This is a genomic window from Micromonospora sp. CNZ322 (assembly GCF_007827755.1).
This window is the reverse complement of sequence record NZ_VITD01000001.1, coordinates 360,293-383,003: the sequence shown is the minus strand read 5'-3', so window position 1 is coordinate 383,003 and position 22,711 is coordinate 360,293. Positions and strand designations below refer to the sequence as shown.

20 protein-coding genes are annotated in these 22,711 nt (G+C 71.2%); 11 read left to right on the top strand and 9 right to left on the bottom strand.

Annotation, left to right across the window (positions count from 1 at the left end; all coding sequences use genetic code 11):
- Positions 1 to 25 precede the first annotated feature (25 nt).
- On the bottom strand, positions 26 to 1,609 hold the full coding sequence (gene dacB / locus FB453_RS01815; RefSeq protein WP_145787028.1) for a D-alanyl-D-alanine carboxypeptidase/D-alanyl-D-alanine endopeptidase: 1,584 nt from the start codon (positions 1,607 to 1,609) through the stop codon (positions 26 to 28).
- A 66-nt stretch (positions 1,610 to 1,675) separates the two neighbouring features.
- Complete coding sequence (locus FB453_RS01810; RefSeq protein WP_091393624.1) at positions 1,676 to 2,392, bottom strand: MIP/aquaporin family protein; 717 nt, start codon at positions 2,390 to 2,392, stop codon at positions 1,676 to 1,678.
- Between the two features lie 109 nt (positions 2,393 to 2,501).
- Between FB453_RS01810 and FB453_RS01805 the strand changes: the two genes are divergently transcribed.
- Positions 2,502 to 3,575, top strand: a complete 1,074-nt coding sequence (locus FB453_RS01805) for an NAD(P)-binding domain-containing protein (protein ID WP_145787026.1) — start codon at positions 2,502 to 2,504, stop codon at positions 3,573 to 3,575.
- Between the two features lie 192 nt (positions 3,576 to 3,767).
- Complete coding sequence (locus tag FB453_RS01800) at positions 3,768 to 4,049, top strand: adhesin (RefSeq protein WP_091393621.1); 282 nt, start codon at positions 3,768 to 3,770, stop codon at positions 4,047 to 4,049.
- A gap of 8 nt (positions 4,050 to 4,057) precedes the next feature.
- Here FB453_RS01800 and FB453_RS01795 read toward each other — a convergent pair whose 3' ends face one another.
- A complete protein-coding gene (locus FB453_RS01795) occupies positions 4,058 to 5,128 on the bottom strand; it encodes a beta family protein (protein ID WP_186717997.1) in 1,071 nt (356 codons plus the stop codon).
- 91 nt (positions 5,129 to 5,219) lie between these two features.
- Here FB453_RS01795 and FB453_RS01790 point away from each other — a divergent pair, with 91 nt between their 5' ends.
- From FB453_RS01790 to FB453_RS01775, 4 genes are all read left to right on the top strand, one after another.
- Positions 5,220 to 6,098 (top strand): sulfotransferase domain-containing protein, encoded by an 879-nt coding sequence (locus FB453_RS01790; RefSeq protein WP_145787024.1) that lies wholly within the window; start codon positions 5,220 to 5,222, stop codon positions 6,096 to 6,098.
- A 247-nt stretch (positions 6,099 to 6,345) separates the two neighbouring features.
- Positions 6,346 to 6,738: a cupin domain-containing protein gene (locus tag FB453_RS01785; RefSeq protein WP_145787022.1), complete on the top strand. Its 393-nt coding sequence runs from the start codon at positions 6,346 to 6,348 to the stop codon at positions 6,736 to 6,738.
- Positions 6,739 to 6,780: 42 nt separating this feature from the next.
- On the top strand, positions 6,781 to 8,580 hold the full coding sequence (locus FB453_RS01780; protein ID WP_145787020.1) for a glycoside hydrolase family 15 protein: 1,800 nt from the start codon (positions 6,781 to 6,783) through the stop codon (positions 8,578 to 8,580).
- Between the two features lie 256 nt (positions 8,581 to 8,836).
- Positions 8,837 to 10,204 carry a pectate lyase gene (locus FB453_RS01775; RefSeq protein WP_145787018.1) on the top strand — a complete coding sequence of 456 codons (1,368 nt, stop codon included), beginning with the start codon at positions 8,837 to 8,839 and terminating at the stop codon, positions 10,202 to 10,204.
- A 51-nt stretch (positions 10,205 to 10,255) separates the two neighbouring features.
- Here the strand turns inward: FB453_RS01775 and FB453_RS01770 are convergent, their stop codons facing one another.
- Together FB453_RS01770 and FB453_RS01765 are read right to left on the bottom strand one after the other, a co-directional pair.
- Positions 10,256 to 11,446 carry a threonine synthase gene (locus FB453_RS01770; protein ID WP_145787016.1) on the bottom strand — a complete coding sequence of 397 codons (1,191 nt, stop codon included), beginning with the start codon at positions 11,444 to 11,446 and terminating at the stop codon, positions 10,256 to 10,258.
- A 14-nt stretch (positions 11,447 to 11,460) separates the two neighbouring features.
- Positions 11,461 to 12,510, bottom strand: coding sequence for a DNA polymerase ligase N-terminal domain-containing protein (locus FB453_RS01765; RefSeq protein ID WP_145787014.1), 1,050 nt, complete (start codon positions 12,508 to 12,510; stop codon positions 11,461 to 11,463).
- Between the two features lie 94 nt (positions 12,511 to 12,604).
- On the opposite strand from FB453_RS01765, the gene FB453_RS01760 reads away from it, so the two are divergent.
- The 3 genes from FB453_RS01760 to FB453_RS01755 all read left to right on the top strand — a co-directional run bounded on the left by FB453_RS01760 (position 12,605) and on the right by FB453_RS01755 (position 14,637).
- Positions 12,605 to 13,393 carry an aldo/keto reductase family protein gene (locus FB453_RS01760; RefSeq protein WP_145787012.1) on the top strand — a complete coding sequence of 263 codons (789 nt, stop codon included), beginning with the start codon at positions 12,605 to 12,607 and terminating at the stop codon, positions 13,391 to 13,393.
- Between the two features lie 126 nt (positions 13,394 to 13,519).
- Positions 13,520 to 13,672 carry a hypothetical protein gene (locus FB453_RS33985; protein ID WP_167457661.1) on the top strand — a complete coding sequence of 51 codons (153 nt, stop codon included), beginning with the start codon at positions 13,520 to 13,522 and terminating at the stop codon, positions 13,670 to 13,672.
- Positions 13,672 to 14,637 carry a golvesin C-terminal-like domain-containing protein gene (locus FB453_RS01755; RefSeq protein WP_145787010.1) on the top strand — a complete coding sequence of 322 codons (966 nt, stop codon included), beginning with the start codon at positions 13,672 to 13,674 and terminating at the stop codon, positions 14,635 to 14,637. Before FB453_RS33985 ends, FB453_RS01755 begins: the two co-directional genes overlap by 1 nt.
- Before the next feature lie 56 nt (positions 14,638 to 14,693).
- On the opposite strand, the gene FB453_RS01750 is transcribed toward FB453_RS01755, so the two are convergent.
- Positions 14,694 to 15,818 (bottom strand): glycoside hydrolase family 12 protein, encoded by a 1,125-nt coding sequence (locus FB453_RS01750; protein WP_145787008.1) that lies wholly within the window; start codon positions 15,816 to 15,818, stop codon positions 14,694 to 14,696.
- 299 nt (positions 15,819 to 16,117) lie between these two features.
- Between FB453_RS01750 and FB453_RS01745 the strand changes: the two genes are divergently transcribed.
- Together FB453_RS01745 and ctaD are read left to right on the top strand one after the other, a co-directional pair.
- Entirely contained in the window at positions 16,118 to 17,224 is a 1,107-nt protein-coding gene (locus FB453_RS01745) for an FAD-dependent monooxygenase (RefSeq protein WP_112582240.1), read from the top strand.
- 130 nt (positions 17,225 to 17,354) lie between these two features.
- The gene (gene ctaD / locus FB453_RS01740) at positions 17,355 to 19,115 is read left to right on the top strand and encodes an aa3-type cytochrome oxidase subunit I (RefSeq protein ID WP_145787006.1); all 1,761 of its coding nucleotides are present in this window, start codon (positions 17,355 to 17,357) and stop codon (positions 19,113 to 19,115) included.
- A gap of 374 nt (positions 19,116 to 19,489) precedes the next feature.
- Here ctaD and FB453_RS01735 read toward each other — a convergent pair whose 3' ends face one another.
- From FB453_RS01735 to FB453_RS01725, 3 genes are read right to left on the bottom strand one after another with little or no spacing between them, the layout of a single operon-like run.
- Positions 19,490 to 20,737, bottom strand: a complete 1,248-nt coding sequence (locus FB453_RS01735) for an MFS transporter (RefSeq protein ID WP_145787004.1) — start codon at positions 20,735 to 20,737, stop codon at positions 19,490 to 19,492.
- Between the two features lie 40 nt (positions 20,738 to 20,777).
- Positions 20,778 to 21,359 carry an isochorismatase family protein gene (locus tag FB453_RS01730; protein WP_145787002.1) on the bottom strand — a complete coding sequence of 194 codons (582 nt, stop codon included), beginning with the start codon at positions 21,357 to 21,359 and terminating at the stop codon, positions 20,778 to 20,780.
- A 50-nt stretch (positions 21,360 to 21,409) separates the two neighbouring features.
- Positions 21,410 to 22,696: a nicotinate phosphoribosyltransferase gene (locus tag FB453_RS01725; protein ID WP_145787000.1), complete on the bottom strand. Its 1,287-nt coding sequence runs from the start codon at positions 22,694 to 22,696 to the stop codon at positions 21,410 to 21,412.
- Positions 22,697 to 22,711 lie beyond the last annotated feature (15 nt).

The window sequence follows — 22,711 nt, the reverse complement described above, 5'->3', positions numbered from 1 at the left end:
CGCGTTCGCGCCTCCCGGCCGTCGCTCAGCAGGTGATCGGTTTGACCCAGGAGCACTCGACGCCCTCCGGCGTGCGCGGCGTCTCCGGCACCGCCGGCCGGGCCACCCGTGCCGTCGACGCACCACCCTCGCGGAAGCCGGCCAACGCCACAGCGATCTGGTCCTCGAGCGACTTCACCGACGCCGTGAGGTAGTTGTTCAGCAGGATGGAGAACGCCAGCAGTCGACCATCGGCGCTGGTGACGTAGCCGGAGAGCCCGGAGACACCGGTCAGGCTGCCGGTCTTGGCGTGCACGTTGCCCGCAGCCGGCGTGCCGGCCATCCGGCTGCGCAGGGTGCCGCCGACGAACCGCTCGGGCTGACCGGCGATCGGCAGCGCCGCGTACCAGGTCGCGAACCAGGGTTCGGCGCGGACGGCGCTCAACAGGTCGACGAATTCCGTCGCCGGGATCAGGTTGCGCCGGGACAGCCCTGAGCCGTCACGCTGGCGGAGTCTCCCGGTGTCCATTCCGGTGTCGGCGACATACTCGCTGATCGCGGTGAGACCGGCCGTCCAGGTGCCCGAGCCGGAGAGCACCCGACCGATCTCCTTGGTCAACACCTCGGCGTGCCCGTTGTTGGACAGCTTCAAGAACGGCGTCATCAGCTCGCCCAGGCTCATCGAGTCGTGGCGCGCCACCGGCTGGGCCGTCTCCGGGGTGGGCTGGCCGAGCACGGTCCGGCCGAGCACCCGGATGCCGTGTCGGTGCAGCGCCGCCCGGAACACGTCGGCCGCGTAGCCGGTGGGTTCCCAGACGGTGACCCAGTCGCTGGCGGGCTCGCCGCCGACGGCGATCTGACCGGTCACCACGACGGTGTTGCCGCCGTGCTCGCGCTCGATCGAGATCGAGGTCTCGCCGTCGCTGACCGTCTGGGCGCGGTTGTCGACGTGGACGTACCCGGTGGCGGGGGTGGTGGTGACCACCGGCGGGGCGCCGGCCCGGTCGGCCGGTGCGGCGTGCACGATCACGGTGCCCGCGTCGTAGTCGGTGTCCGGGGCGACGGTCAGTGCGGAGACCTGCGCGGCGTAGTAGTAGGGCTCGTCGTCCCAGGTCCAGTCGGGGCCGAGTCGGGTGCGGTCGTAACGGGTGTCGTCGGCGACCAGGTTTCCGGTGACCACTCGCACGCCGTCGGCGGCGACCTGCGCGGCGAGCGCGTCGTAGTCGGTGGCGAGCATGGTCGGGTCGCCCCCGCCGCGCAGGTAGAGGTTGCCGGAGAGCAGGCCCGCACGGCGCTTGCCGCTGGCCCGTACGTCGGTGCTGAAACGGTGACCCGGGCCGAGCAGCTCAAGGGCGGCCGTCGAGGTCAGCAGCTTGGTGTTGGACGCCGGAACCAGCCGCCGGTCACCGTTGCGGTCGTAGAGCGTCTGTCCCGTGCTGGTGTCGACCACGACCACCGACGCCTGCGCGCCGGCCAACCGGGTGTCGGCGAGGATCGTGTCGATGGTGGCACGCAGCTGGGTCGTCGCGGGGGTGGGCGACTCGGCCGTGGCACCGGGCGCGGCGGCGGTGGCCGCGGTGGCGACCAGCGCGAGCAGTGCGAGGGCCCGGGGAAAGTGACGGCGATGCATCTGCTGATGCTGTCACGGAGATATTCGCCGGAGAAGGCCCTCAGGCGAAAGATATTGCCGTCTGGGCTACTTCGGCCCGCCGACCGTCTTCTCGTGGCCACCCCAGTAGTGCCGCTGCGCCCCCATCACCAGTGGTGCGACCAACGCGGCGAGCGCCCCGCCGAGCAGCGGGAAGACGATGAACACCCAGAGCTGCCGGAGCGCCACGCCGCCCTCGAAGACCGCCGGACCGAACGCGCGGGCCGGATTGACCGCCGCGCCGGTCAGCGTCACGCCCACCAGTTGGGTCACGGCCAGGGCCAACCCGATGGCTAGCCCGGCGGTACCCGGATTTTCGCTCCGACTGGTCACCACCAGCACGACCAGCACGAAGAGGAAGGTCAGCACGACTTCCAGCACGGCCGCGCCGCCCCGGTTGATGTGCGCGCCGTAACCGTTCGTGCCCAGGGCCCCGGTCTGGTCCGCTACGTCACCCCATCGGGTGAGCGCCCAGAGCACGAAGCCCGCGACGGTCGCGCCGACGAACTGCGCGATCCAGTACGCCACCGCCCCGAGCACCGAGATCTTGCCGGAGAGCAGCACACCGAGCGTCACCGCTGGGTTGACGTGGCTGCCGGAGAGCGGGCCGATCGTGTAGACGAGGGCCACCATCACGAACCCGAAGGCCAGCGCCACCACCACCACGCCGCCCTGGACCCGTGCCGCGACCGCGCTGCCCACCCCGAAGAACACCAGCAGCAGGGTGCCGAGGAACTCGCCCGCGTACCGACGGAAGTCGCTCATTCACTCAGCGTAGGTGCAGGTCAGGTGGTCGACGTCGGAATCGCCGGCTGTGATCGGCGCGACGGTCGAGGGCGGGCACAGCGGTGACATCCGGGGCGTTGCAGCACACGTGGACACCCACTCCGCGGACGTCGTGGTGATCGGCGCCGGGCAGGCCGGCCTGAGCGCCGGCTATCACCTGCACCGCACCGGCTTCGCGCCCGGCAGCGGCTTCGTCATCCTCGACGCCGACAAGGCTCCCGGCGGCGCCTGGCAGCACCGCTGGCCGACGCTGGTCTTCGACCGGGTGCACGGCTTCCACGACCTGCCCGGGCTGCCGCTCCCGCCCACCGACCCGCAGCGCCCGGCTTCCGAGCAGGTCCGCGCCTACTTCGCCGCGTACGAGAGTGCCTTCGACCTGCCGGTGCGGCGGCCGGTGCGGGTCCGGGCGGTGCGCTCCCGCCCCGACGGCCGGCTGGATGTGCACACCGACCGGGGCACCTGGACCGCCCGCGCCTTGATCAACGCCACCGGCACCTGGACCCGACCGTTCTGGCCGCACTACCCGGGCCGGTCGACGTTCCGGGGACGCCAGTTGCACACCGCCGACTACCGAGGGCCGGCCGAGTTCAGCGGCCTTCGCGTGGTGGTGGTCGGGGGCGGCACCTCGGCCGTGCAACTGCTCGGCGAGGTCTCCACCGTCGCGGCGACCACCACCTGGGTGACCCGCCGACCGCCGACGTTCAACGACGAGGAGTTCGGCCCCGAACTGGGTCGGGCCGCTGTGGCCCGGGTGGACCAGGCGGTCCGGGCCGGCCGACCGCCGGGCAGTGTGGTGGGGGTGACCGGTCTTCCGGTCACCCCGGAGGTACGCCGACTGCGCGAGCGCGGCGTCCTCGACCGGCTACCCATGTTCGACCGGATCACGCCCGACGGGGTGGCCTGGACGGACGGGAGGTCCGTGCCGGCGGACGTGATCCTGTGGTGCACCGGCTTCCGGGCGGCCATCGACCACCTCGCCCCGCTGGGGCTGCGCGCGCCCGGCGGCGGTATCACGATGGACGGCACCCGGGTGGTCGCCGACGCGCGGGTTCACCTGGTCGGGTATGGCCCCTCGGCCAGCACGATCGGGGCCAACCGGGCCGGTCGCGCGGCGGTCAACGAGATTCGCGCCTGGCTGGCGCCGGCCCCCGCTCTCCACTGACCTGGCTCTATTTGACGGATGGCCCGCCAGCGGGCACGGTGGGAGTGACGGGGCCGTCAGCTGCCCCGATTCGATGCGACGGCGATGACCGTTCGCCCCTCTGTCGCCTCCCACGTGTGCTCGTACGCGGGCCGACTGTCCGGTCCGCGCGGTATCCGACCGCGAGCCGAGAATCCACGAGGAGTTCCATCAATGCTCACCATGACCGATAACGCCGTGCTCGTCATCCGTGACCTCGCCAACCAACAGGACGTCGCCCAGGACGGCGGTGTACGTATCGCCGCCGACACCGAGGCGGGCTCGCTCACCGTCGAGCTGGTGCCCGAACCGGTACAGGGCGATCGGGTGGTCGACAACCAGGGCGCCCGGATCTTCCTGGACGAGGACGCCGCCGAGCTGCTCGGCGACGCGTCGGTGGACGCCACCGTCGACGACGAGGGCATCATCCAGTTCGGCTTCACCGAGAAGCAGTAGATCCGGCTTCACCGCAGCGATCGTCCCCGCTGCGGTGGTGGCCCCTGCCCGGGGTGCCACCGCGGCGCGCCGTCGCCGGCCGGATGCAACAGCGTGGCGAGCACGTGGGCCAGGTGGTGCGAGGTGCTCCACGCCGCCCAGTTGGCGGTCGAGCCGGCCCCGGCACCCCGGCGGGCCCGGCGCAGCAGCTCATGGTCACCCCATGAGAAGGCCGCACCCGTGGTCAGCCAGTGCGGTGCCGACACCAGGGTGCGACACAGGTCGGCGAACCGGTCGTCGCCCCGGCCGCCGCGTCGCGCCCAGCGGTAGACCCACCAGCTGCCGTCGTCGGTGTAGCGCACGGTCGGCAACCGGTCGCCAGGATCACCGGTGCCCGGCCCGGCCGGGTGGACGCCGTAGTCGCCGTAGTCGACCCCGGCGTCGGCCAGACGTCGCCACAGTTGCCAGTCCCAACGCTCCAGCTGGACCGGCTCGTCGATGGGCAACCGGGACAGCGTCGGCGGCATACCGCCCGCCGCCACCGTCACCGACCGCCAGGCGTGCCGGCGCGCCCAGTCCAGCAGGTGGCGTACCCGGGGCTCGGCGGTCCGCACGTCCGCCGGGCAGCAGACGTCCCCCGCGTCCACCAGCAGGTCGCACTCCTCCGGGGCGAGGCCGGTGAACCGCCAGATCCGTTCCACAGCGGTGGTGCTCGCATCCGGCCCGGCCCGGTCCTGGCCGGCCCGCAGCCGGATGAGCGCGCGCCGGCCGTACACCCGCGCCGCAGCGCCGTGCGCGACCAGCCGGTGGTCGCTCTCGGAGAGCCCGATCACCGGCACCACCGGTACGCCCCAACGGGTCAGCTCCGCCTCGGGGATGTCGGGCAGTGCGCTGACGTCGATTGCGGGCAGCAGCCCGGATGGCAACCGGCGAATGGCGTCCATCGTGGACCGACCGATCGCGCCGATCTCCAGGATCGGGGCGACCAGTGCGGCGTTCGCGGGATCGAGGTGGCTCAGGGCCTCAAGCTCGCCTCGTCGGCTGGCGAGGATGGGGCGGTAGACCGGTGCCGCCGCCCGGCCCCCGTGCGCGGGCACCATAGTTCAATCTAGCCAGGCATACGCACATCCCCCAGGAATGTAAGCCGGAATTCGGCTGCTCGACTGTCGGTTCGGCGACTACCATCCACCGATGCCCACGCCAATCCACCGTTACCAATCCGACGAAGAGGACAGCGCGCGGTGGACCGGTTTCCCGTTCCGCGACGGCGACATCGTGATCAGCACCCGGTCGAAGAGCGGCACCACCTGGATGCAGATGATCTGTGCGCTCCTGGTGTTGGGCACCCCGGAGTTGCCGGCGCCGCTGACCGTGCTGTCGCCGTGGCTGGACTGGTTGGGCGAGCCGCAGGCCGCGGTGTACGACCGGCTGGCCGCCCAGCCACACCGGCGGTTCATCAAGACGCACACCCCGCTGGACGGGGTGCCGCTCGACCCTCGGGCGCACTACGTGGTGGTGGCCCGGCACCCGCTGGACATGGCGGTCTCCCTCTACCACCAGAGCGCCAACCTGGACCGGGCGCGCATCGCCGAGTTGACCGGCCGACCCGCCCCGGCCGGGCCACCCGGGGAGCGGCCTCCGGTGCGGGAGTGGTTGCTGAGCTGGGTCGACCGCGAGGCGGACCCCCGCGTCGAGTTGGATTCGCTGCCCGGGGTGCTGATGCACCTGAACGACGCGTGGGCCCGCCGGCACGAGCCGAACGTCGAGCTGGTGCACTACGACGACCTGCTGGTCGACCTGGGCGGTGAGATGCGCCGGCTGGCCGACCGGTGGAAACTCCCGAGCCCGGGGTCGGAGTTGGTGGAGGCCGCCACCTTCGGTCGTATGCGGGAGCGTGCCGACCGGCTCGCACCGGACACGCTCGGCGTGCTGCGTGACCGGCAGGCGTTCTTTCGCCGGGGAGGCTCGGGTCAGGGACGTGACCTGCTGGACGAGGCCGGTCTCGCCCGCTACCAGCAGCGGGTCGTGGCGCTGGCGCCGCCCGACCTGCTCAGCTGGCTGCACCGCTAGACCCCCAGCCGGACAAGAGCGCACGGCGCCGTTTCGACAGTGGTCGGAACGTCGCCGTGCTCTGGCCGTCTCCCACCACCGCAGCCGTTCGGCGGTACGCCGGCGGGGACCTGGCTCGACCGGCCGTTCGCGCCGGTCAGCGTTGTCGATCCCCGGTCCGCGTGGATCCAAACCCGCCAGCCGTGGGGAATTGCACCATCCGCCAGTCCCGGCGTGGCGCGCCGCCGGACGGGGTATGAGCGTGGGCATGGAGCATTTCACTATCGCGACTGTCGCCGAGAAGAGCCCGGATTTCCGGCGCGTGCTGTGGACCGGTGAGCACACCCAGCTGGTCATCATGACCATCCCCGCCGAGGGGGAGATCGGCGAGGAGGTGCACGAGGACATCGACCAGATCCTGACCTTCGTCAGCGGCGTCGGTGAGGCGCGGGTCGCTGGCGCCAAGCGGAAGGTCGTCGCGGGCGACCTGGTCGTGGTGCCAGCGGGCACCAAGCACAACTTCGTCAACACCGGTCCCAACCCGCTGGTGCTGTACACGGTCTACGGGCCGCCGGAGCACGCCGACAAGGCCGTGCACAAGACCAAGGAAGAGGCCGACGCGGCCGAGGCGGCGGGCGAGGACGAGCCACCCACCGAGTGATCCATCCAGCCTGATCCGGGCCGATGCGGGTACCCCCGGCGGGTGGAGCAGCAGCCGCCGATCTCCGACTACGGGTTCCTCTCGGACTCTCGTTCGGGCGCCCTGGTCGGCAAGGACGGCTCGATCGACTGGTGGTGTCCGCACCGGTTCGACGGGGCGTCCGTGTTCGCGCGGCTGCTCGACCCGGGAGCCGGCCACTTCCGGCTGGCACCGGTGGGGGTCGGTAGCCCGGGTTACCGGGTGGAGCGCGCGTACCTGCCGGACACGTTGGTGCTGCGGACCGTGCACCACACCCCGCACGGCAGCGTGGCGGTCACCGACGCGCTGGCCGCCGAGGTCGGCGCACGCGCCCACGAGCTGGGCAAGAACTCACCCGCCGTGCTGATCCGGGTGGTCGAAGGGCTCTCCGGGCGGGTACGGATGGCGTTGGACTTCGCGCCCCGCCCGGAGTACGGCCTGCTCACGCCGTACCTGCACGAGCAGCCGGACGGCGGGGTGCTGGCCGGTGCCGGCCCGGTGGTGCTGATGTTGCGCGCCGGGGGTCTGCACCTGCGGGCGGGCACCGACCGGGTGACCCACGAGTTCGAGGTCTCCGCCGGTCAGGTGATCGGGATGGACCTCGCGTTCGGCGAGGCGTACGGCGACCCGCCCGCGCGGATGGACCCGCTGACCACCCTCGCCGAGACGACAGAGGCGTGGCAGGCGTTCCGGGAGACGCACGGGTACTCCGGCCGCTACCCCGAACTCGTCAAACACAGCTCGACGGTCCTGACCGGCCTCACGTACGCCCGCAGTGGCGCGGTCGCCGCCGCGTTGACCTCCTCGTTGCCGGAGCAGATCGGCGGCGACCGGAACTACGACTACCGCTACTCGTGGCTGCGGGACTTCTCGTTGACCATGCGGGCTCTCTGGGTGGCGGCCTGCCCCGACGAGACGTCCCGGCTGTTCGCCTGGGCGACCCGCTCGATCGGCCGGTTCGGCGACGAGCCCGTGCCGGTGCTCTTCGGGCTGGAGGGTGAGCGCGACCTCTCCGAGCACCACTGCACCCACCTGCGCGGCTACCGTGACAGTCGACCCGTGCGGGTCGGCAACGACGCCTGGCGGCAGCGGCAGCTCGACGTGCCGGGTGAGGTGATGTCGGCGGTGTGGCGGCTGCGCGACTACCTGGGCGCGCGGTTCGAGGACGAGCTGCGGGAGATGGTGCTCGGGCTGACCGAGCAGGTGGCGGCGACGTGGCACCTGCCGGACCGGGGGATCTGGGAGACCCGCGACGAGGAGCGCCACTACGTCTCGTCCAAGGTGTCCTGCTGGTTGACAATGGACCGGGCGGTGGGGCTCGCCGACCGGCTCGGTGATCGGGCCGACCCCCGTCGCTGGGCGCGGGTGCGCGACGAGATCCGCGACACCGTGCTGCGCGAGGGGTGGAACGACCGGATCGGGGCGTTCACCGGCGCGTTCGGCTCGGCGGAGCTGGACGCCTCGGTGCTCGCCCTGCCGGTCACGCACTTCCTGCCGGCCACCGACCCACGGATGCGCTCGACCATCGCGATGGTCGAGCGCGAGCTGGGCACCGAGGACGGCCTGCTGCGGCGTTGGACGACCGACGGGGCCGGATTCCTGCTGTGCTCGTTCTGGCTGGTGGAGTGCCTGGTGATGACGGGTGAGCAGCAGCGCGCCGAGGCGCTCTTCGAGCGGGTCGTCGGTCACGCCAACGACGTGGGGTTGTTCAGCGAGCAGATCGACCTCACCACCGGCGCACAGCTCGGCAACACCCCGCAGGCGCTCTCGCACATCGGGCTGATCAACGCGGCGTGGCGGATCACCGAGCCGGAGAGCTACTGAACGGTCGGCGTTACGTCCCGGCCGGAATCCTGCAACAGACCTGCAAGCGCAAGGCATTGACGTTGATGGTTGGGCGGTCCTAGCCTCGAAGGAGTGGGAAAGCCCTTTCCCCAGGGCTTCAGTCCCGCTTCACTCCGCTTCGGATCCGGGCGTCCGGCGGGGCGCACACCGATCCCGTTCAGCGCAGCACGCCGTGCGAACACGTCTCGGTACGGCGGCCGAGGGATCACCACCACATGCGTCAAGGAGGACACCTGTGCAGAAAAGACGAATCTCCGGCCGCCGACCACTCCTGCTGGCGGTGGGCGCCGGGGTGACCGCCGCGGCCCTCGCGGCCGGCATGACCTCGGCCTTCGCGGCCACCGTCTTCAGCGACGACTTCAACGACGGCAACACCTCCGGCTGGTCCAAGTCCGGCGGCACCTGGACCGTCGACGGCTCTGGCGTGCTCAACCAGTCCAACGCCGGCAGCGAGTTGGCCCGCCAGTTCGCCGGTCAGACCAGCTGGACCAACTACTCCGTGCAGGCCCGGGTCAGGCCGACGAGCTTCAGCTCGTCCAGCGCCCTGGTCGGGCTCGCCGCCCGCTCCACCAGCAGCACCAAGATGTACCGACTGGCCCTGCTCGGCTCCGGTCGGGCCGAGCTCCAGGCGGTCAACGGAAGCTCCGTCACGGCGATCGGTTCCGCCTCGATCGGGGTCGGCGCCGGCACCTGGTACACAGTGCGCATCGAGACCAGCGGCAGCACCATCCGCGGCTTTGTCAACGGCACCCAGATCGCGTCCGGCAGCAACAGCCTGGCCGGTGCGGGCCGGATCGGCCTGGTCACCGCGTACGCCAGTGGCGGCTTCGACGACGTGTTTGTCGACTCGTCCGGCGGCGGCACCCCGACCACACCGCCGCCGACGACCACTCCGCCGCCCACCACGCCGCCGCCGACCACCACACCTCCGCCGGCCGGCTGGCCGACTCCCACCGGCAGCCAGAAGGTGGACGCCACGATCCCGGTCTCCGGCTCCTTCGACGGTGGGCTCAAGCGCTACTACGGCATCGGTGACGGCGGGCAGAGCGAGAGCCAGGACCCGATGTTCGAGTTGGCCGCGGGAGCCACCCTGCGCAACGTGATCATCGGTGCTCCGGCCGGCGACGGGGTGCACTGCGAGGGCAACTGCACCCTGATCAACGTCTGGTGGGAGGACGTCGGCGAGGACGCGGCGACCTTCCGCGGCGGCACCACGTACACCGTCGACGGCGGCGGCGCCCGCTCCGCCAGCGACAAGGTCTTCCAGCACAACGGCTCGGGCACCGTCTACATCAAGAACTTCCGGGTGGAGAACGCCGGGAAGCTCTACCGGGCCTGCGGTAACTGCTCCACGTCGTACCAACGGCACGTGGTGATCGACAACGTGATCGTCCGGAACACCGACGCGATCGCCGGCATCAACACCAACTGGGGAGACACCGCCCGGTTCAGCCGGATCACCATCGTCGGCGACCCGGATCGGGAGACCTCGATCTGCGTGAAGTACAAGGGCGTGCCGAAGGGCAGCGAGCCGACCGAGATCGGCGAGGGCGCCGACGGCGTCAACTGCCTCTACTCGCCCTCGGACATCACCTACCAGTAGACCGGCACGACGGCACCCCGCGGACCGCCCGGTCCGCGGGGTGCCGCCATGTCACCCCATCAGGGGTACGCCGGAGACGTCGACAGTGTCCGGATACTTCAGCCCCGCACCGGTGTTGAGCACCACCACCCGTTCGCCGGCCCGGATCCACCCGCCCGCTCGCAGTTGCCGGGCCGCCGTGAGGCAGGCCGCCCCCTCCGGGCAGAGCAGCAGCCCCTCCCGGGCGGCGAAGTCCCGCAGATCGGCCAGGATGTCCGCGTCGTCGACGGCGACCGCCGTGCCGGAGGACTCCCGCAGCGCCGCCAGGATAAGCTCGTCGCCCAGCGGAGCCGGCACGGTGATGCCGAACGCCACAGTGTGCGCGTCCTCCCACGGCTGCGCCCGGTTCTCGCCGGCGGCGAAGGCCCGCACGATCGGCGCGCAGCCGGTGGACTGCACCGCCACCAGGCGGGGCAGCTTGTCGCCGATCCAGCCCAGCTCGCGCAGCTCGTGCAGCGCCTTGTGGATGCCGATCAGGCCGACCCCGCCGCCGGTCGGATAGATGATCACGTCCGGCGTCTGCCAGCCGAGCTGCTCGACGATCTCGTACCCCATCGTCTTCTTGCCCTCCAGCCGGTAGGGCTCGCGCAGCGTGCCAGCGTCGAAGATCGCCCCGTTCGACTCCGCGATCAGCTCCGCCACCCGCCGACCGGCGTCGCCGATCAGCCCGTCGATCAGGCGCAGGTCGGCACCGGCGGCGACGCACTCGCGCCGGCAGATGCTCGGCGCCCCCAGCGGCATGACGATGGTCGCGCCCATTCCGGCCCGCGCGGCGTACGTGGCCCAGGCCGACCCGGCGTTGCCGTTGGTGGGCATCGCGATCCGCTCGACGCCCAGCTCGCGGGCCCGGCTCACCCCGACCGCCGCGCCCCGGGCCTTGAACGACCCGGTCGGGATCAGCCCCTCGTCCTTGACCATCAGGTCCGCGATGCCGATCTCGGTGCCGTACGCCGGAGTCCGCAACAGCGGCGTCCAGCCCTCACCCAGCGTGGTGACGTGCCGAGGGTCGGCGACCGGCAGCACCTCGCGGTAGCGCCACAGGTCGGCCGGGCGCAGCGGAAAGCGTTCAGGGGTGACCGCCTTCGCCACGGCCGGCAGGTCGTAGCGGGCCAGCAGCGGTGACCCGCACTCGCAGAGATTCTGTAACCGGTCGGCGGCGTGCTCCTTGCCGCAGCGCGGGCAGTCCAGGTGAGTCAGGTACACGTCGCTCCTCGCCGTCACGCCGCGTCGATGCTCAGCCAGTGCCGGCTGCGCCGCCCCGGCTGGTAGACCGAGTCCAGTCGCTTGGCGACCACGCCCGGCAGGCCCTGTTCCCGCCCGGCACGCAGGGCCTCGTCGCCCGCGCCCGGGAACCACGGCGGAGTCTGCCAGTGCGTACCGGACAAGACCAGCCCATCGAGCAGCTCCCGGCGTTGCGCGTACGGCACGTCGACGCTGCTCACGCCCTCCAACCAGAGCAGGTCGACGATCAGGTACTGGGCGCCGGCGGGGACCCGGCTGCCGGTGGCCGGCCGGACCGGGCGGACCCGCCCGGCACCGTCGATGCGGACCAGCACACCGTCGAGCACCGCCTCGGTGGGCGCGAGCGCCTCGGCCGTCGCTCGCAGCCACGGATACCCGCCGGTGATCTCCTCGTCGGTCTCGGAGAGCAGCCGCAGCCGCCCGCCGGAGACGTACGCCATCGCCCGGACGCCGTCCCAGCGCAGCTCGTACCCCCAGGCGGCGCGGTCGCGGGGGAGCCCGGCGGCGGGCGTGCTGTGCATCGGTCGGACCAGATCCGGCATCGCTGTCCAGCCAGGCGGCGCGGGGTCGGTGCGGCGGACCATCCAGTCGCGCCCGCCGGTGGCGAAGAGGACGTAGCGGCCGGCGGTCCGCTCACCGGAGAGCGTCACGATCACCTCGTCGTCGCGCCACTTCTCGCAGCGGTAGGTGCCCCGGTCGTGGATCAGCATCCGGCCGCCGCCGTACTCGCCGGCGGGGATCTCGCCAGCGAAGTCGAGGTACTCCATCGGGTGGTCCTCGGTGTGCACGGCGAGGTGGTTGCGACCCGGATCGCGGGGGAGACCGCGTGGCACCGCCCAGGACGCGAGCACCCCGTCGCGCTCCAGGCGCAGGTCCCAGTGCAGGCTGCGGGCGTGGTGCTGCTGGATGACGAAGCGGGCGGCGTCGGCGTCGGGGCCGGGCGACGGAGGGCTCTCCGGCGGAACCGGCTCGGGCGTGCGGGCCGCGTCCCGCCGTCGCCGGTACTCCTCCAGCCGGTCGGTCACACAGGCATTCTCCGGCAAACCGGACCGGTGCGCTGGACGCCGGAGTGTCCGGTTCGCTCGGCGGTCGGGGGCGCGGCGGGGTAGAACGGACCTCATGGACCACACCGACCAGCCCACCGCCCTGCTCCCCGGTGACGTGCGGATGCCCCTGCTCGGCTTCGGCACCTGGCAGGCCACCGGCCAGGCCGGTTACGACGCCGTGCTGGCCGCGCTCGACACCGGTTACCGGCACCTCGACACCGCCACCGTGTACGGCAACGAGCGGGAGGTCGGCCGGGCGGTGCGGGAGAGCGGGCTGCGCCGGGAGGACCTCTTCATCACCACCAAGCTCCCGCCGGACCGGGTGGGCCGGGAGCGCGCGACGCTGGAGGCCAGCCTGGAGGCGCTCGGGGTCGAGCACGTCGACCTGTGGCTGATCCACTGGCCGCCGTCGTCGCCGGGGGACAGCATCCCGCTCTGGCGTGAGCTGCTCGCCGCCCGCGACGAGAACCTGGCCCGGGCGGTCGGGGTGAGCAACTACAGCACCGCGGAGATCGACGAGCTGATCCAGTCCACCGAGGAGAACCCGGCGGTCGACCAGATCCGGTGGAGCCCGTCGCTGTACGACCGGCAGCGGCACGCCGAGCACCGGGACCGGGGCGTGGTGCTGGAGGGGTACAGCCCGTTCAAGACCAGCGACCTCAGTGACCCGGTGCTGACCAGGGTCGCCGCCGCGCACGGCGTCTCCCCGGCACAGGTGGTGCTGCGGTGGCACATCGACCACGAGATCGTGGTGATCCCGAAGTCGGTGACCCCGGAGCGGATCACCGCCAACTTCGACGTCTTCCACTTCTCGCTCACGGCGGAGGAGATGCGCGACATCGACGCGCTCGGCGAGGTCTGAATCGGCGGTTTCCTTCAGCCAGCGACCCGGCAATGAAGGGTATCGACATCGACGTACGCGACGGTATAGCGTGCCCGTCATCACGTTCGTCGATCCGTTCGTACCCGCCGTCGCTGGAGGATCGCCATGGCCCGAACCCCGTCCATCCGTCTGCGCCGCCGTGGGGTGCTCGGCATCCCCGCCCTGGTGGTCGCCGCGCTGACCGTCGTCGCCCGACCCGCCGCCGCGAACGCCGCGCCGAAGGCCGAGTGCCTCGCCGACCTGCTTCAGGACGCCTGATGGCGACGATTCCCTGGCTGGTGGACGTGCTGCGCGCCGCCGGGGTCCAGGTCGTGGTCGAGGGGGACTGGCTCAACCGGATGCGGCCCGGCTCGTTCGACCCGATCGGGGTGCTCTGGCACCACACCGCCTCGACCTCCAGCGCCAGCAACCCGCACCCGGCGCTGGGCATCTGCATCAACGGCCGGTCCGACCTGCCGGGGCCGCTGTGCCAGGCGCTCGTCGACTACAACGGCGTCTTCCACGTCATCTCCGCCGGCCGGTGCAACCACGCCGGGGTCAGCGGCGGCAGCGGGCCGATCCCGGCCGGGGACGGCAACACCCTGATGATCGGGTGGGAGATCGACTACAACGGCGTCAACCAGGAGATGACGGCCGCGCAGTACAACGCCTCGCTCGCCGCCACCGCCGCCGTGCTCACCCGACTCGGCCGGGACAGCAGCTACGCCCGGGGCCACCGGGAGACCAGCACCACCGGCAAGATCGACCCCTCCTTCATCGACCTGAACGTCATGCGCGCCGACGTGGCGGCGAGAATGGCCGGCGGTGGAGCGACATGGTCTTCCACTGTGGACAACACCACCAGCGGTCGGTTCACCGCCAGCGCCAACTGGGGTGTGTCGTCGTACTCCAGTCAGCGCTACGGCGCCGACTACCGCTACGCGGACCCGGTCGCCGCCAGCGATGTCGCGTGGTACCGGTTCAACGTCCCGGCCACCGCCAACTACCGGGTCGAGGCCTGGTGGCCGGCGAACTCGGGCTACAACAGCGCCGCCCCGTACATCGTCGCCACCAGCGCCGGCAACCAGACCGTCCGGGTCGACCAACGGGCCACCGGCGGGCAGTGGCGAATCCTCGGCACGTTCACACTCCCGGCCGGTGATGCCAACCGGGTGGGGGTGAGCCGGTGGAGCAACGCCACCGGCCTGGTCGTCGCCGACGCCGTACGCCTCACCCGCGTCTGACCCTGATCCCCTGAGTGGTGGGGGCGCGACCGCACGGTCGCGCCCCCACCGTCAGTTCACGAGCGGGAGCAGGTTGCCCCGTTGAGCGAGAAGCTGGTCGGCGACGAGTACGACCCGCTCAGCGTGCCCTGGTAGCCGAAGCTGGCAGTGCCCCCGGGTGCGACCGACCCGTTGTGGCCGGTGTTGCGGGCGGTCACCGTGGAGCCGCTCTGGCTCACAGTGGCATTCCAGGCGTTGGTCACCTGCTGCCCGCCGGGCAGGCTGTAGGTGAGCGTCCAACCGTTGATCGCGCTGGACCCGGTGTTGGTGATCTGCACGTCGGCCGTGAAGCCGTTGTTCCACGAGTTCGCCGTGTACTTCACCGCGCAGCCCGCGCCACCGCCCGGCGGCGGGGTCGTCGGAGGCGGGTTGGTGGGGTTGCCGCCACCGTTGACGTTGGCCGAGAACGAGGTCACCGCGAGGCCGACGCCGCCCTGCCACGGCTCGAAGCCGGCCTGGATGCTGGTCAGGTACCAGGAGTTGGTGATCGCACCCCGGTTGCGGGTGTCGTTGATGAAGTCCAGCACGCTGAAGTTCAGGCTGGAGATCGCCGACGACGCGACGTAGGAGATGACGTTGTTGGAGCCGTTGCTGCCCCGCCAGACCTCCCAGGTGCGGCCGGCCAGGTTCGTGGTGCCGACGACCGAGCCGATGGGCTGGATCGGGCCCTGCCGGTTGAGCCAGATCATGATCTCCATCTGGTTCACCCCGTCCCGCTTGGGCGACGGGTCCAGCCAGATGTCGTACGACGCGTTGTAGGTGGCGCCGCTCACGTAGCGGTAGGAGATGCTGCTGGTGGCGCTGCTGATCTGGCTCACCTGGATCGGCAGGTTCGTGCCGGGGGAGCAGTTGGTGTAGTGACAACCGAAGAACACCGACGGGTACGCCGTGGGCGCCCCGTTGGTGGGGCTGCTGCCGTTCTGAGTGATGATCTCGAAGCCGTTGTTGGTGGCGTTGATGCACTGCTGGGCGGTGGTGCCCCAGCGGTTGTTCTGCACCACGTAGCGGCCCCCGATGACGGTCGAGCCGTACTGTTCGCAGATCTGGGTGTCGGCGGAGGCGCTGCCGCCGAGGGCTACTGCCACCAGGGAACTGGCGACCAGCAACCCGGCGGCGGCCAGGGCCCGAAGTTGACGTTTCATGACACTCCTTGACTCGGCGCGTGCCGGGCGCCGGATGTGGTGGGGCAGTGCGGGAGCGCTCCCACGCTCAACGACACATTTACATGTCTGAAACTGGTGCGCAACTGTACGGGTCGAACTGGTGAATTGTGAGGATTGCCATGTCCCGCCGGACGGCTGGCAGCGGACGGCCAGCCAAGCGGCGCGGGTCACCGACGAGCGGCGGGGTGCGGACCGATTGGGCCTGGTGTGCGTCGATCGCTCCGAGTAGCGTGTTGCCTCCAACGCGTGCCGCTCCCCCTCCGGAGGCGTACACCACCATGGGTGGCTCCCCCCTGCGCATCCTCGTCGTCGGCGCGGGCATCGCCGGCCTGGCCGTGGCCCGGGCGCTGCGCCTGGCAGGCTTCCGGCCCGACGTCACCGACAAGCTGCCGCCGGGGGAGTCCACCGAGACCGGTCTCTACCTGCCTGGCAACGCCGCCCGCGCGCTACACCGGCTCGACCTGCACGACCCGGTCCGGCCGATCGGGCAGGTGATCCGCCGGCAGCGGTTCTTCGACGCCGCGGGCGCGCAACTCTGCGAGGTCGACCTCGACGCACTCTGGACCGGCGTCGGCGAGTGCCGGGCGCTGCCCCGGGCCGACCTGCACCGGGTGCTGCTCAGCGGTGCCGGAGGCGCCGTCCGGCACGGCGCCGAGGTCCGCACCCTGGACCTCCTCCCGGGCGCGGTCGGCGTCACCTTCACCGACGGCACCACCACGGAGTACGACCTGGTCATCGGCGCCGACGGGCCACGCTCCTCGGTCCGCGCGCTGGCCGCGCTCGGTGGGCCACCACGCCCGGTCGGGCAGGTGGTCTACCGGGCCGTCCTGCGCGACGGTCCACCGGTCACCGAGTGGACCGCACTGCTCGGCCAGCGCTCCGGGTTCCTGATGGTGCCGATCGGCGCCGGGCGGCTGCACCTCTACGCCGACGAGGCCGGCACCGAGGAACCCGCCGACCCGCTGGCCCGGCTGCGGGACCTCTTCGCCGACTACCGCGGCCCGGTACCCGAGGTGCTGGCAGCCCTCGACGAGGTGCACGTCGGGATCACCGACGAGGTGGAGTTGGGCCGCTGGTACCGGGGGCGCGTCCTGCTGGTCGGCGACGCGGCGCACGCCACCGCGCCGACACTGTCGCAGGGTGCGGCCATGGCCTTGGAGGACGCCGTGGTGCTGGCCGAGTCGCTGCGCGCCGCCAACAGCGTGGAGGCGGCGCTCGTGGCGTACGAAAGTCGTCGCCGTCCGCGTACCCGATGGGTGCGGGACCGGACCCGGGACCGCAACCGCACCAGGGACGTCCCGCCGGCGCTGCGCGACCCGCTGCTGCGCGGACGCGGCGACCGGATCTTCGGGGAGCACTACCGGCTCCTGCTCGGCCCGCTGTAGGCCCGTTGTAGATCGTGTCACGCCACCCCACGCGGCGCTGCGACCTGCCGGGGACTATCCTCCTTGCGGATGACGGCCCGCCGATAACCAGCGTGTGCCGAGCGGGACAACCGAGAACCGGAGGCCACTCGTGACCACCGTCGCACCCAAGCCGGTCGTGACCCGGCCCTGGCCGGTCCGGGAGCCGGTCAAGGGGTCGGCCATCGCGCGGCTGCTGCGAACCACGGACGCGAAGCAAATCGGGATCATGTACATGGTCACCGCGTTCGTGTTCTTCATGATCGGTGGCCTGATGGCCCTGGTCATGCGTGCTGAGCTGGCCCGACCCGGGCTGCAGTTCCTGTCGCCTGAGCAGTACAACCAGCTCTTCACGATGCACGGCACGATCATGTTGCTGTTCTTCGCGACGCCGATCGTGTTCGCGTTCGCGAACTACATCGTGCCGATCCAGATCGGCGCGCCTGACGTCTCCTTCCCCCGACTGAACAGCTTCGCCTACTGGCTGTACCTGTTCGGCGGGACGATGGCGACCGCGGGATTCATCACTCCGGGTGGCGCCGCTGACTTCGGCTGGTTCGCGTACGCGCCGCTGAGCAGCGTCGAGCACTCGCCGGGCGTCGGCGCCAACATGTGGATCATGGGTCTGGCCATCTCCGGCCTGGGCACCATCCTCGGCGCCGTGAACATGATCACCACGGTGCTGACCCTGCGCGCGCCCGGCATGACCATGTTCCGGATGCCGATCTTCACGTGGAACATCCTGGTCACCAGCCTCCTGGTGATCCTGGTCTTCCCGCTGCTGGCCGCCGCGCTCTTCGCGCTGGCCGCGGACCGCATGCTCGGTGCCCACGTGTACGACCCGGCGACCGGTGGGCCGATGCTCTGGCAGCACCTGTTCTGGTTCTTCGGGCACCCCGAGGTCTATATCGTGGCGCTGCCGTTCTTCGGCATCATCAGCGAGATCATCCCGGTCTTCTCCCGCAAGCCGATCTTCGGCTACAAGGGTCTGGTGGCCGCCACCATCTCCATCGCGGCGCTGTCGATGAGCGTCTGGGCGCACCACATGTTCGCGACCGGTCAGGTGCTGCTGCCGTTCTTCAGCTTCCTGAGCTACCTGATCGCCGTGCCGACCGGCATGAAGTTCTTCAACTGGATCGGCACCATGTGGCGGGGCCAGATCAGCTTCGAGACGCCGATGCTCTGGTCGGTCGGCTTCCTGGTCACCTTCCTCTTCGGTGGTCTCACCGGTGTGCTGCTGGCCAGCCCGCCGATCGACTTCCACGTGTCGGACTCGTACTTCGTGGTGGCGCACTTCCACTACGTGCTCTTCGGCACCATCGTGTTCGCGGTCTTCGCGGGCATCTACTTCTGGTTCCCGAAGATGTTCGGCCGGATGCTCGACGAGCGCCTGGGCAAGGTGCACTTCTGGCTCACCATGATCGGTTTCCACACCACGTTCCTGGTGCAGCACTGGCTTGGAGCCGAAGGGTTCCCACGGCGCTACGTCGACTATCAGGCGGGTGATGGCTTCACCACTCTGAACACGATCTCCACGGTGGGCGCGTTCATCACCGGCATCTCGACGCTGCCGTTCATCTACAACTGCTGGAAGTCGTACAAGACCGGCCCAGTGGTCGAGGTGAACGACCCCTGGGGTCACGGCAACTCGCTGGAGTGGGCGACCAGCAGCCCCCCGCCGCTGCGCAACTTCGACAAGATGCCCCGGATCCGCTCCGAGCGGCCGGCGTTCGACGCGAAGTTCCCGGAGTTGGCCGCCGGTGGCCAGAGCCTGGCCGGCCCGCCGGAGGGTGGCGCCAAGCCGCTCACCAGCGAGTCGGACGGCGGAGCCAGCTACCGCGAGGACACCGCGAGCGACGCCGACCGGCACTGACGCTCAAGCTCAGCAGTACGACGGGCGCCGCCCCCGGGACACCGGGAGCGGCGCCCGTCGCCATCTGGGTCCGCTTGGCTCCGTCTGGTCCGGCGGGCCCGCGTCGCACCTGCGTGGCCGGATCTCCAGGTGACGGTAGTGCTGACGAGCGATATACCTGTGAGTCATGAATATGCCTCACAGGTATATCTGCCGTGAGCATGTGTGCCGTCTGTCGGGCGGTCGAGGTGGATCGCCTACCGGTGTGGCAATGCGTCGTTCCGCCAGAGCAGCACGCAGGCCGTTTCGACGCGGCTCCACGGCCGCGTTGGACAGCGCAGCGAGGGACCGGTTGGGGACGCCGACCTTCAGCTTCGCTGACGCCGGCGGGGTCGTCAGTGGGCGGCGGAGGTGAGATCGGCCTCGGCGGGCGGCGGGGTGGCCGCTTCGGCGATGCGGCGGCGGCGCAGCTCGATCGGGAGCACCACCACTGTGACCAGCGCGCCGAGCGCACCGGTTACCACGAAGCCCCAGAGTGGCGCGCTGGCGTCGATCACCGCGCCGGCGAGCGGGGCGCCGACCGCGATGCCGACGGTGACCGCGGAACCGTGCAGACCCATCGCCTCACCGCGTACCTCGGCCGGAACCAGGCGGCTGACCGCGTCCGAGCCGGCCGCGATGGTCGGCGCGCAGAGCGCGCCGGCGGGGATCAGCGCCAGGCACAGCAGCCACCAGTGCGCACCGCCCAGCCCCACCGGAATGGTGCACAGGGCCAGCGCGGCGGTCAGTACCAGCGGGGAGAACGAGCGGTGCACGGCCCCGTACGCGAAACCGCCGGCCAGCGAGGCGACCGCCCAGATGGCCAGGACCGCGCCCGTCCAGCCGACCTCGCCGCTGGCCCGAAGGACGGCGACCACCGCCACGTCGGTGCCCCCGAGCACCAGGGTCGCCGCGGCGCTGAGTGCCAGGACGGCGAGCAGTCGGGGGGTCAGCCACTCCCGGCGCGGCACCCGGCGTTGGGGGCCGGTGGGCTCGGTGGCCTCCCGGATCGGTGGGTTGACCACCCACAGGGCGATCCCGGCGGCGACGATGCCGCCACCGACCAGATACATGGTGGTCTGCGCGGAGATCGCGGTGACCAGGGCCACCGCCAACGCCGGGCCGATCATGAAGGACAGCTCCACCGACATCGAGTCCAGTGCGTAGGCCGGGCGGCGTTGGTCCTCCGGGACCAGCGCGGCGATCGACTGACGGACCACGGAGAAGATGGGCAGGGCCAGGGAGCCGGCCACGAAGGCGGCCGGCAGGAGCACGGGGTACGCCAACGTCGGCGCGGTGGACCAGAAGATCGCCTCAGCGATGGCGGTGAGCACCAGGACCGGGCGCAGTCCACGCCGGTCCACGAGTCGGCCGAGCAGCGGCCCGCCGATCGCCGCGCCCACTGTGACCGCCGCACCCACCAGGCCGGCCGCCCCGTAACCCCGATCAAGGTCGAGCACCACGTGGAAGGTCAGCGTCACCCCGGTCGCGGTGAGCGGGATGCGGGCGAGGACGGCGACCACCAGCAGCGACCGCAGGCCGGGCAGGGCGAGCGCCCGCCGGTAAGGCTTCATGTTCACGTGGGTCCGTACCTCCGGCGACATCCTCGACCGGCGGCGGCCCGTTGGCCAACCAATTAGCGCCTCATGCGGCCCTGATCACAGGCTGGCCGTGCATGATCACCCCGGCGCCCTCCATCGCGCGCAGGGCCACGTCGGTGGTCGCCGGGGCGACGGCGGCGGTCAACTCCAGCAGCACGGTGGTGGCGAAACCCTCCCGGGCGGCGTCCAGCGCGGTCGCCCGGACGCAGTGGTCCGTGGCGATGCCGACCACGTCGACCCGGTCCACGTCGCGCCGGCGCAGCCAGTCGGCCAGGCACTCGCCGTCGTCGGCATGCCCCTCGAAACCGGAGTACGCCGCCGCGTGCTCGCCCTTGTGGAAGATCGCCTCGACCCGGGCGATGTCCAGTTCCGGGTGGAACTCCGAACCGGTGGTGCCTACCACACAGTGCCGGGGCCAGGACTCCACGAAATCCGGCGGATCGCCGAAGTGGGCACCCGGGTCGACGTGGTAGTCCTTGGTGGCGACAACGTGCGCCCACCGGTCCGGCTCGGCGGCGAGTAACCGGGAGATGCCGGCGGCCACCCCTGCGCCGCCGGCGACGGCCAGCGAGCCGCCCTCACAGAAGTCGTTCTGCACGTCCACGATGATCAGCGCGTTGGCCATCGGGGGGTTTCCTCTCTCCACACGGTCGGTCGGTGGCGCTCGGGGATGACTCAGGCAGCGGGTACGACGGTGACCGGCACTGCCGGATCGCCCACAGACAGCTTCAGTCCCTCCCACGGGATGGAGATCAGGCACTCCCGCAGGTGCTCCCGTGACTCGTCGAGGGTGGGCAGCGGCACCGACTCACCGGCGACCACGTACGACTGCTGGAGCAGGCGGTCGTTGGGCTGCCGGTCGGGAACGCCCTGCGGGACGATGACCTCCTCGGTGGCGGTGCCGGTCGGCTTGTGCCGGCGGACCGCGACCTTCCGGCCGCCGATGGTGGCCTTGTGCTCGGAGCGCTTCACCACCGGCCGTCCCTCGACCTCGACCAGTTTGTAGACCAGCCCGGCGGTCGGTGCCCCGGAGCCGGTGACCACGGCCGTGCCGGCGCCGTACATGTCCACCGGTTCGGCGGCCAGCGCGGCGATCGCGTACTCGTCCAGGTCACCGGAAACGATGATCTTGGTCTCGGTGGCGCCCAGCGAGTCGAGCAACTCCCGGGACTGCTGAGCGATCACCGCGAGGTCGCCCGAGTCGATCCGTACCGCCCGCAGGTCCGGCCCGGCCACCGAGATGGCGTTGCGGATGCCCTGGCTGATGTCGTACGTGTCGACCAGCAGGGTGGTGTCCTTGCCCAGCGTGGCGACCTGCGAGGCGAACGCCGCCCGCTCGTCGTCGTGCAGCAGGGTGAACGCGTGCGCCGCCGTGCCCGCCGTCGGGATGCCGTAGCGCGCGCCGGCGGCGAGGTTGGACGTGAACCGGAACCCGGCCAGGTACGCGGCCCGCGCTGCGGCCACCGCCGCCTCCTCGTGTGCCCGACGCGACCCCATCTCGATCAGCGTCCGGCCCCGCGCCGCGGTCACCATCCGGGCCGCTGCGGCGGCCACCGCGCAATCGTGGTTGAGCACGGACAGCGCCAGCGTCTCCAGCACCACACATTCGGCGAAGCCGCCGGAGACGGTGAGGATCGGTGAACCGGGGAAGAACAGCTCACCCTCGGCGTACCCGTCGATGTCGCCGGTGAAGCGGTAGTCGGTGAGCCACGCCGCCGCCGTCTCGTCGACCACCCCGGTCCGCAGCAGGAACTCGACCTCGGCGGGGTCGAACCGGAAGTCGCGGATCAGCTCGATCAGCCGGGCCGTCCCGGCGACCACGCCGTACCGGCGGCCGCTGGGCAGCCGGCGGCTGAACACCTCGAAGACACACCGGCGGTCGGCGGTGCCGTCCTTCAGTGCCGCGCTGACCATGGTCAGCTCGTAGTGGTCGGTCAGGAGCGCGGGGCGGTGGATGCTCACCGCCCCAGCCTAAGG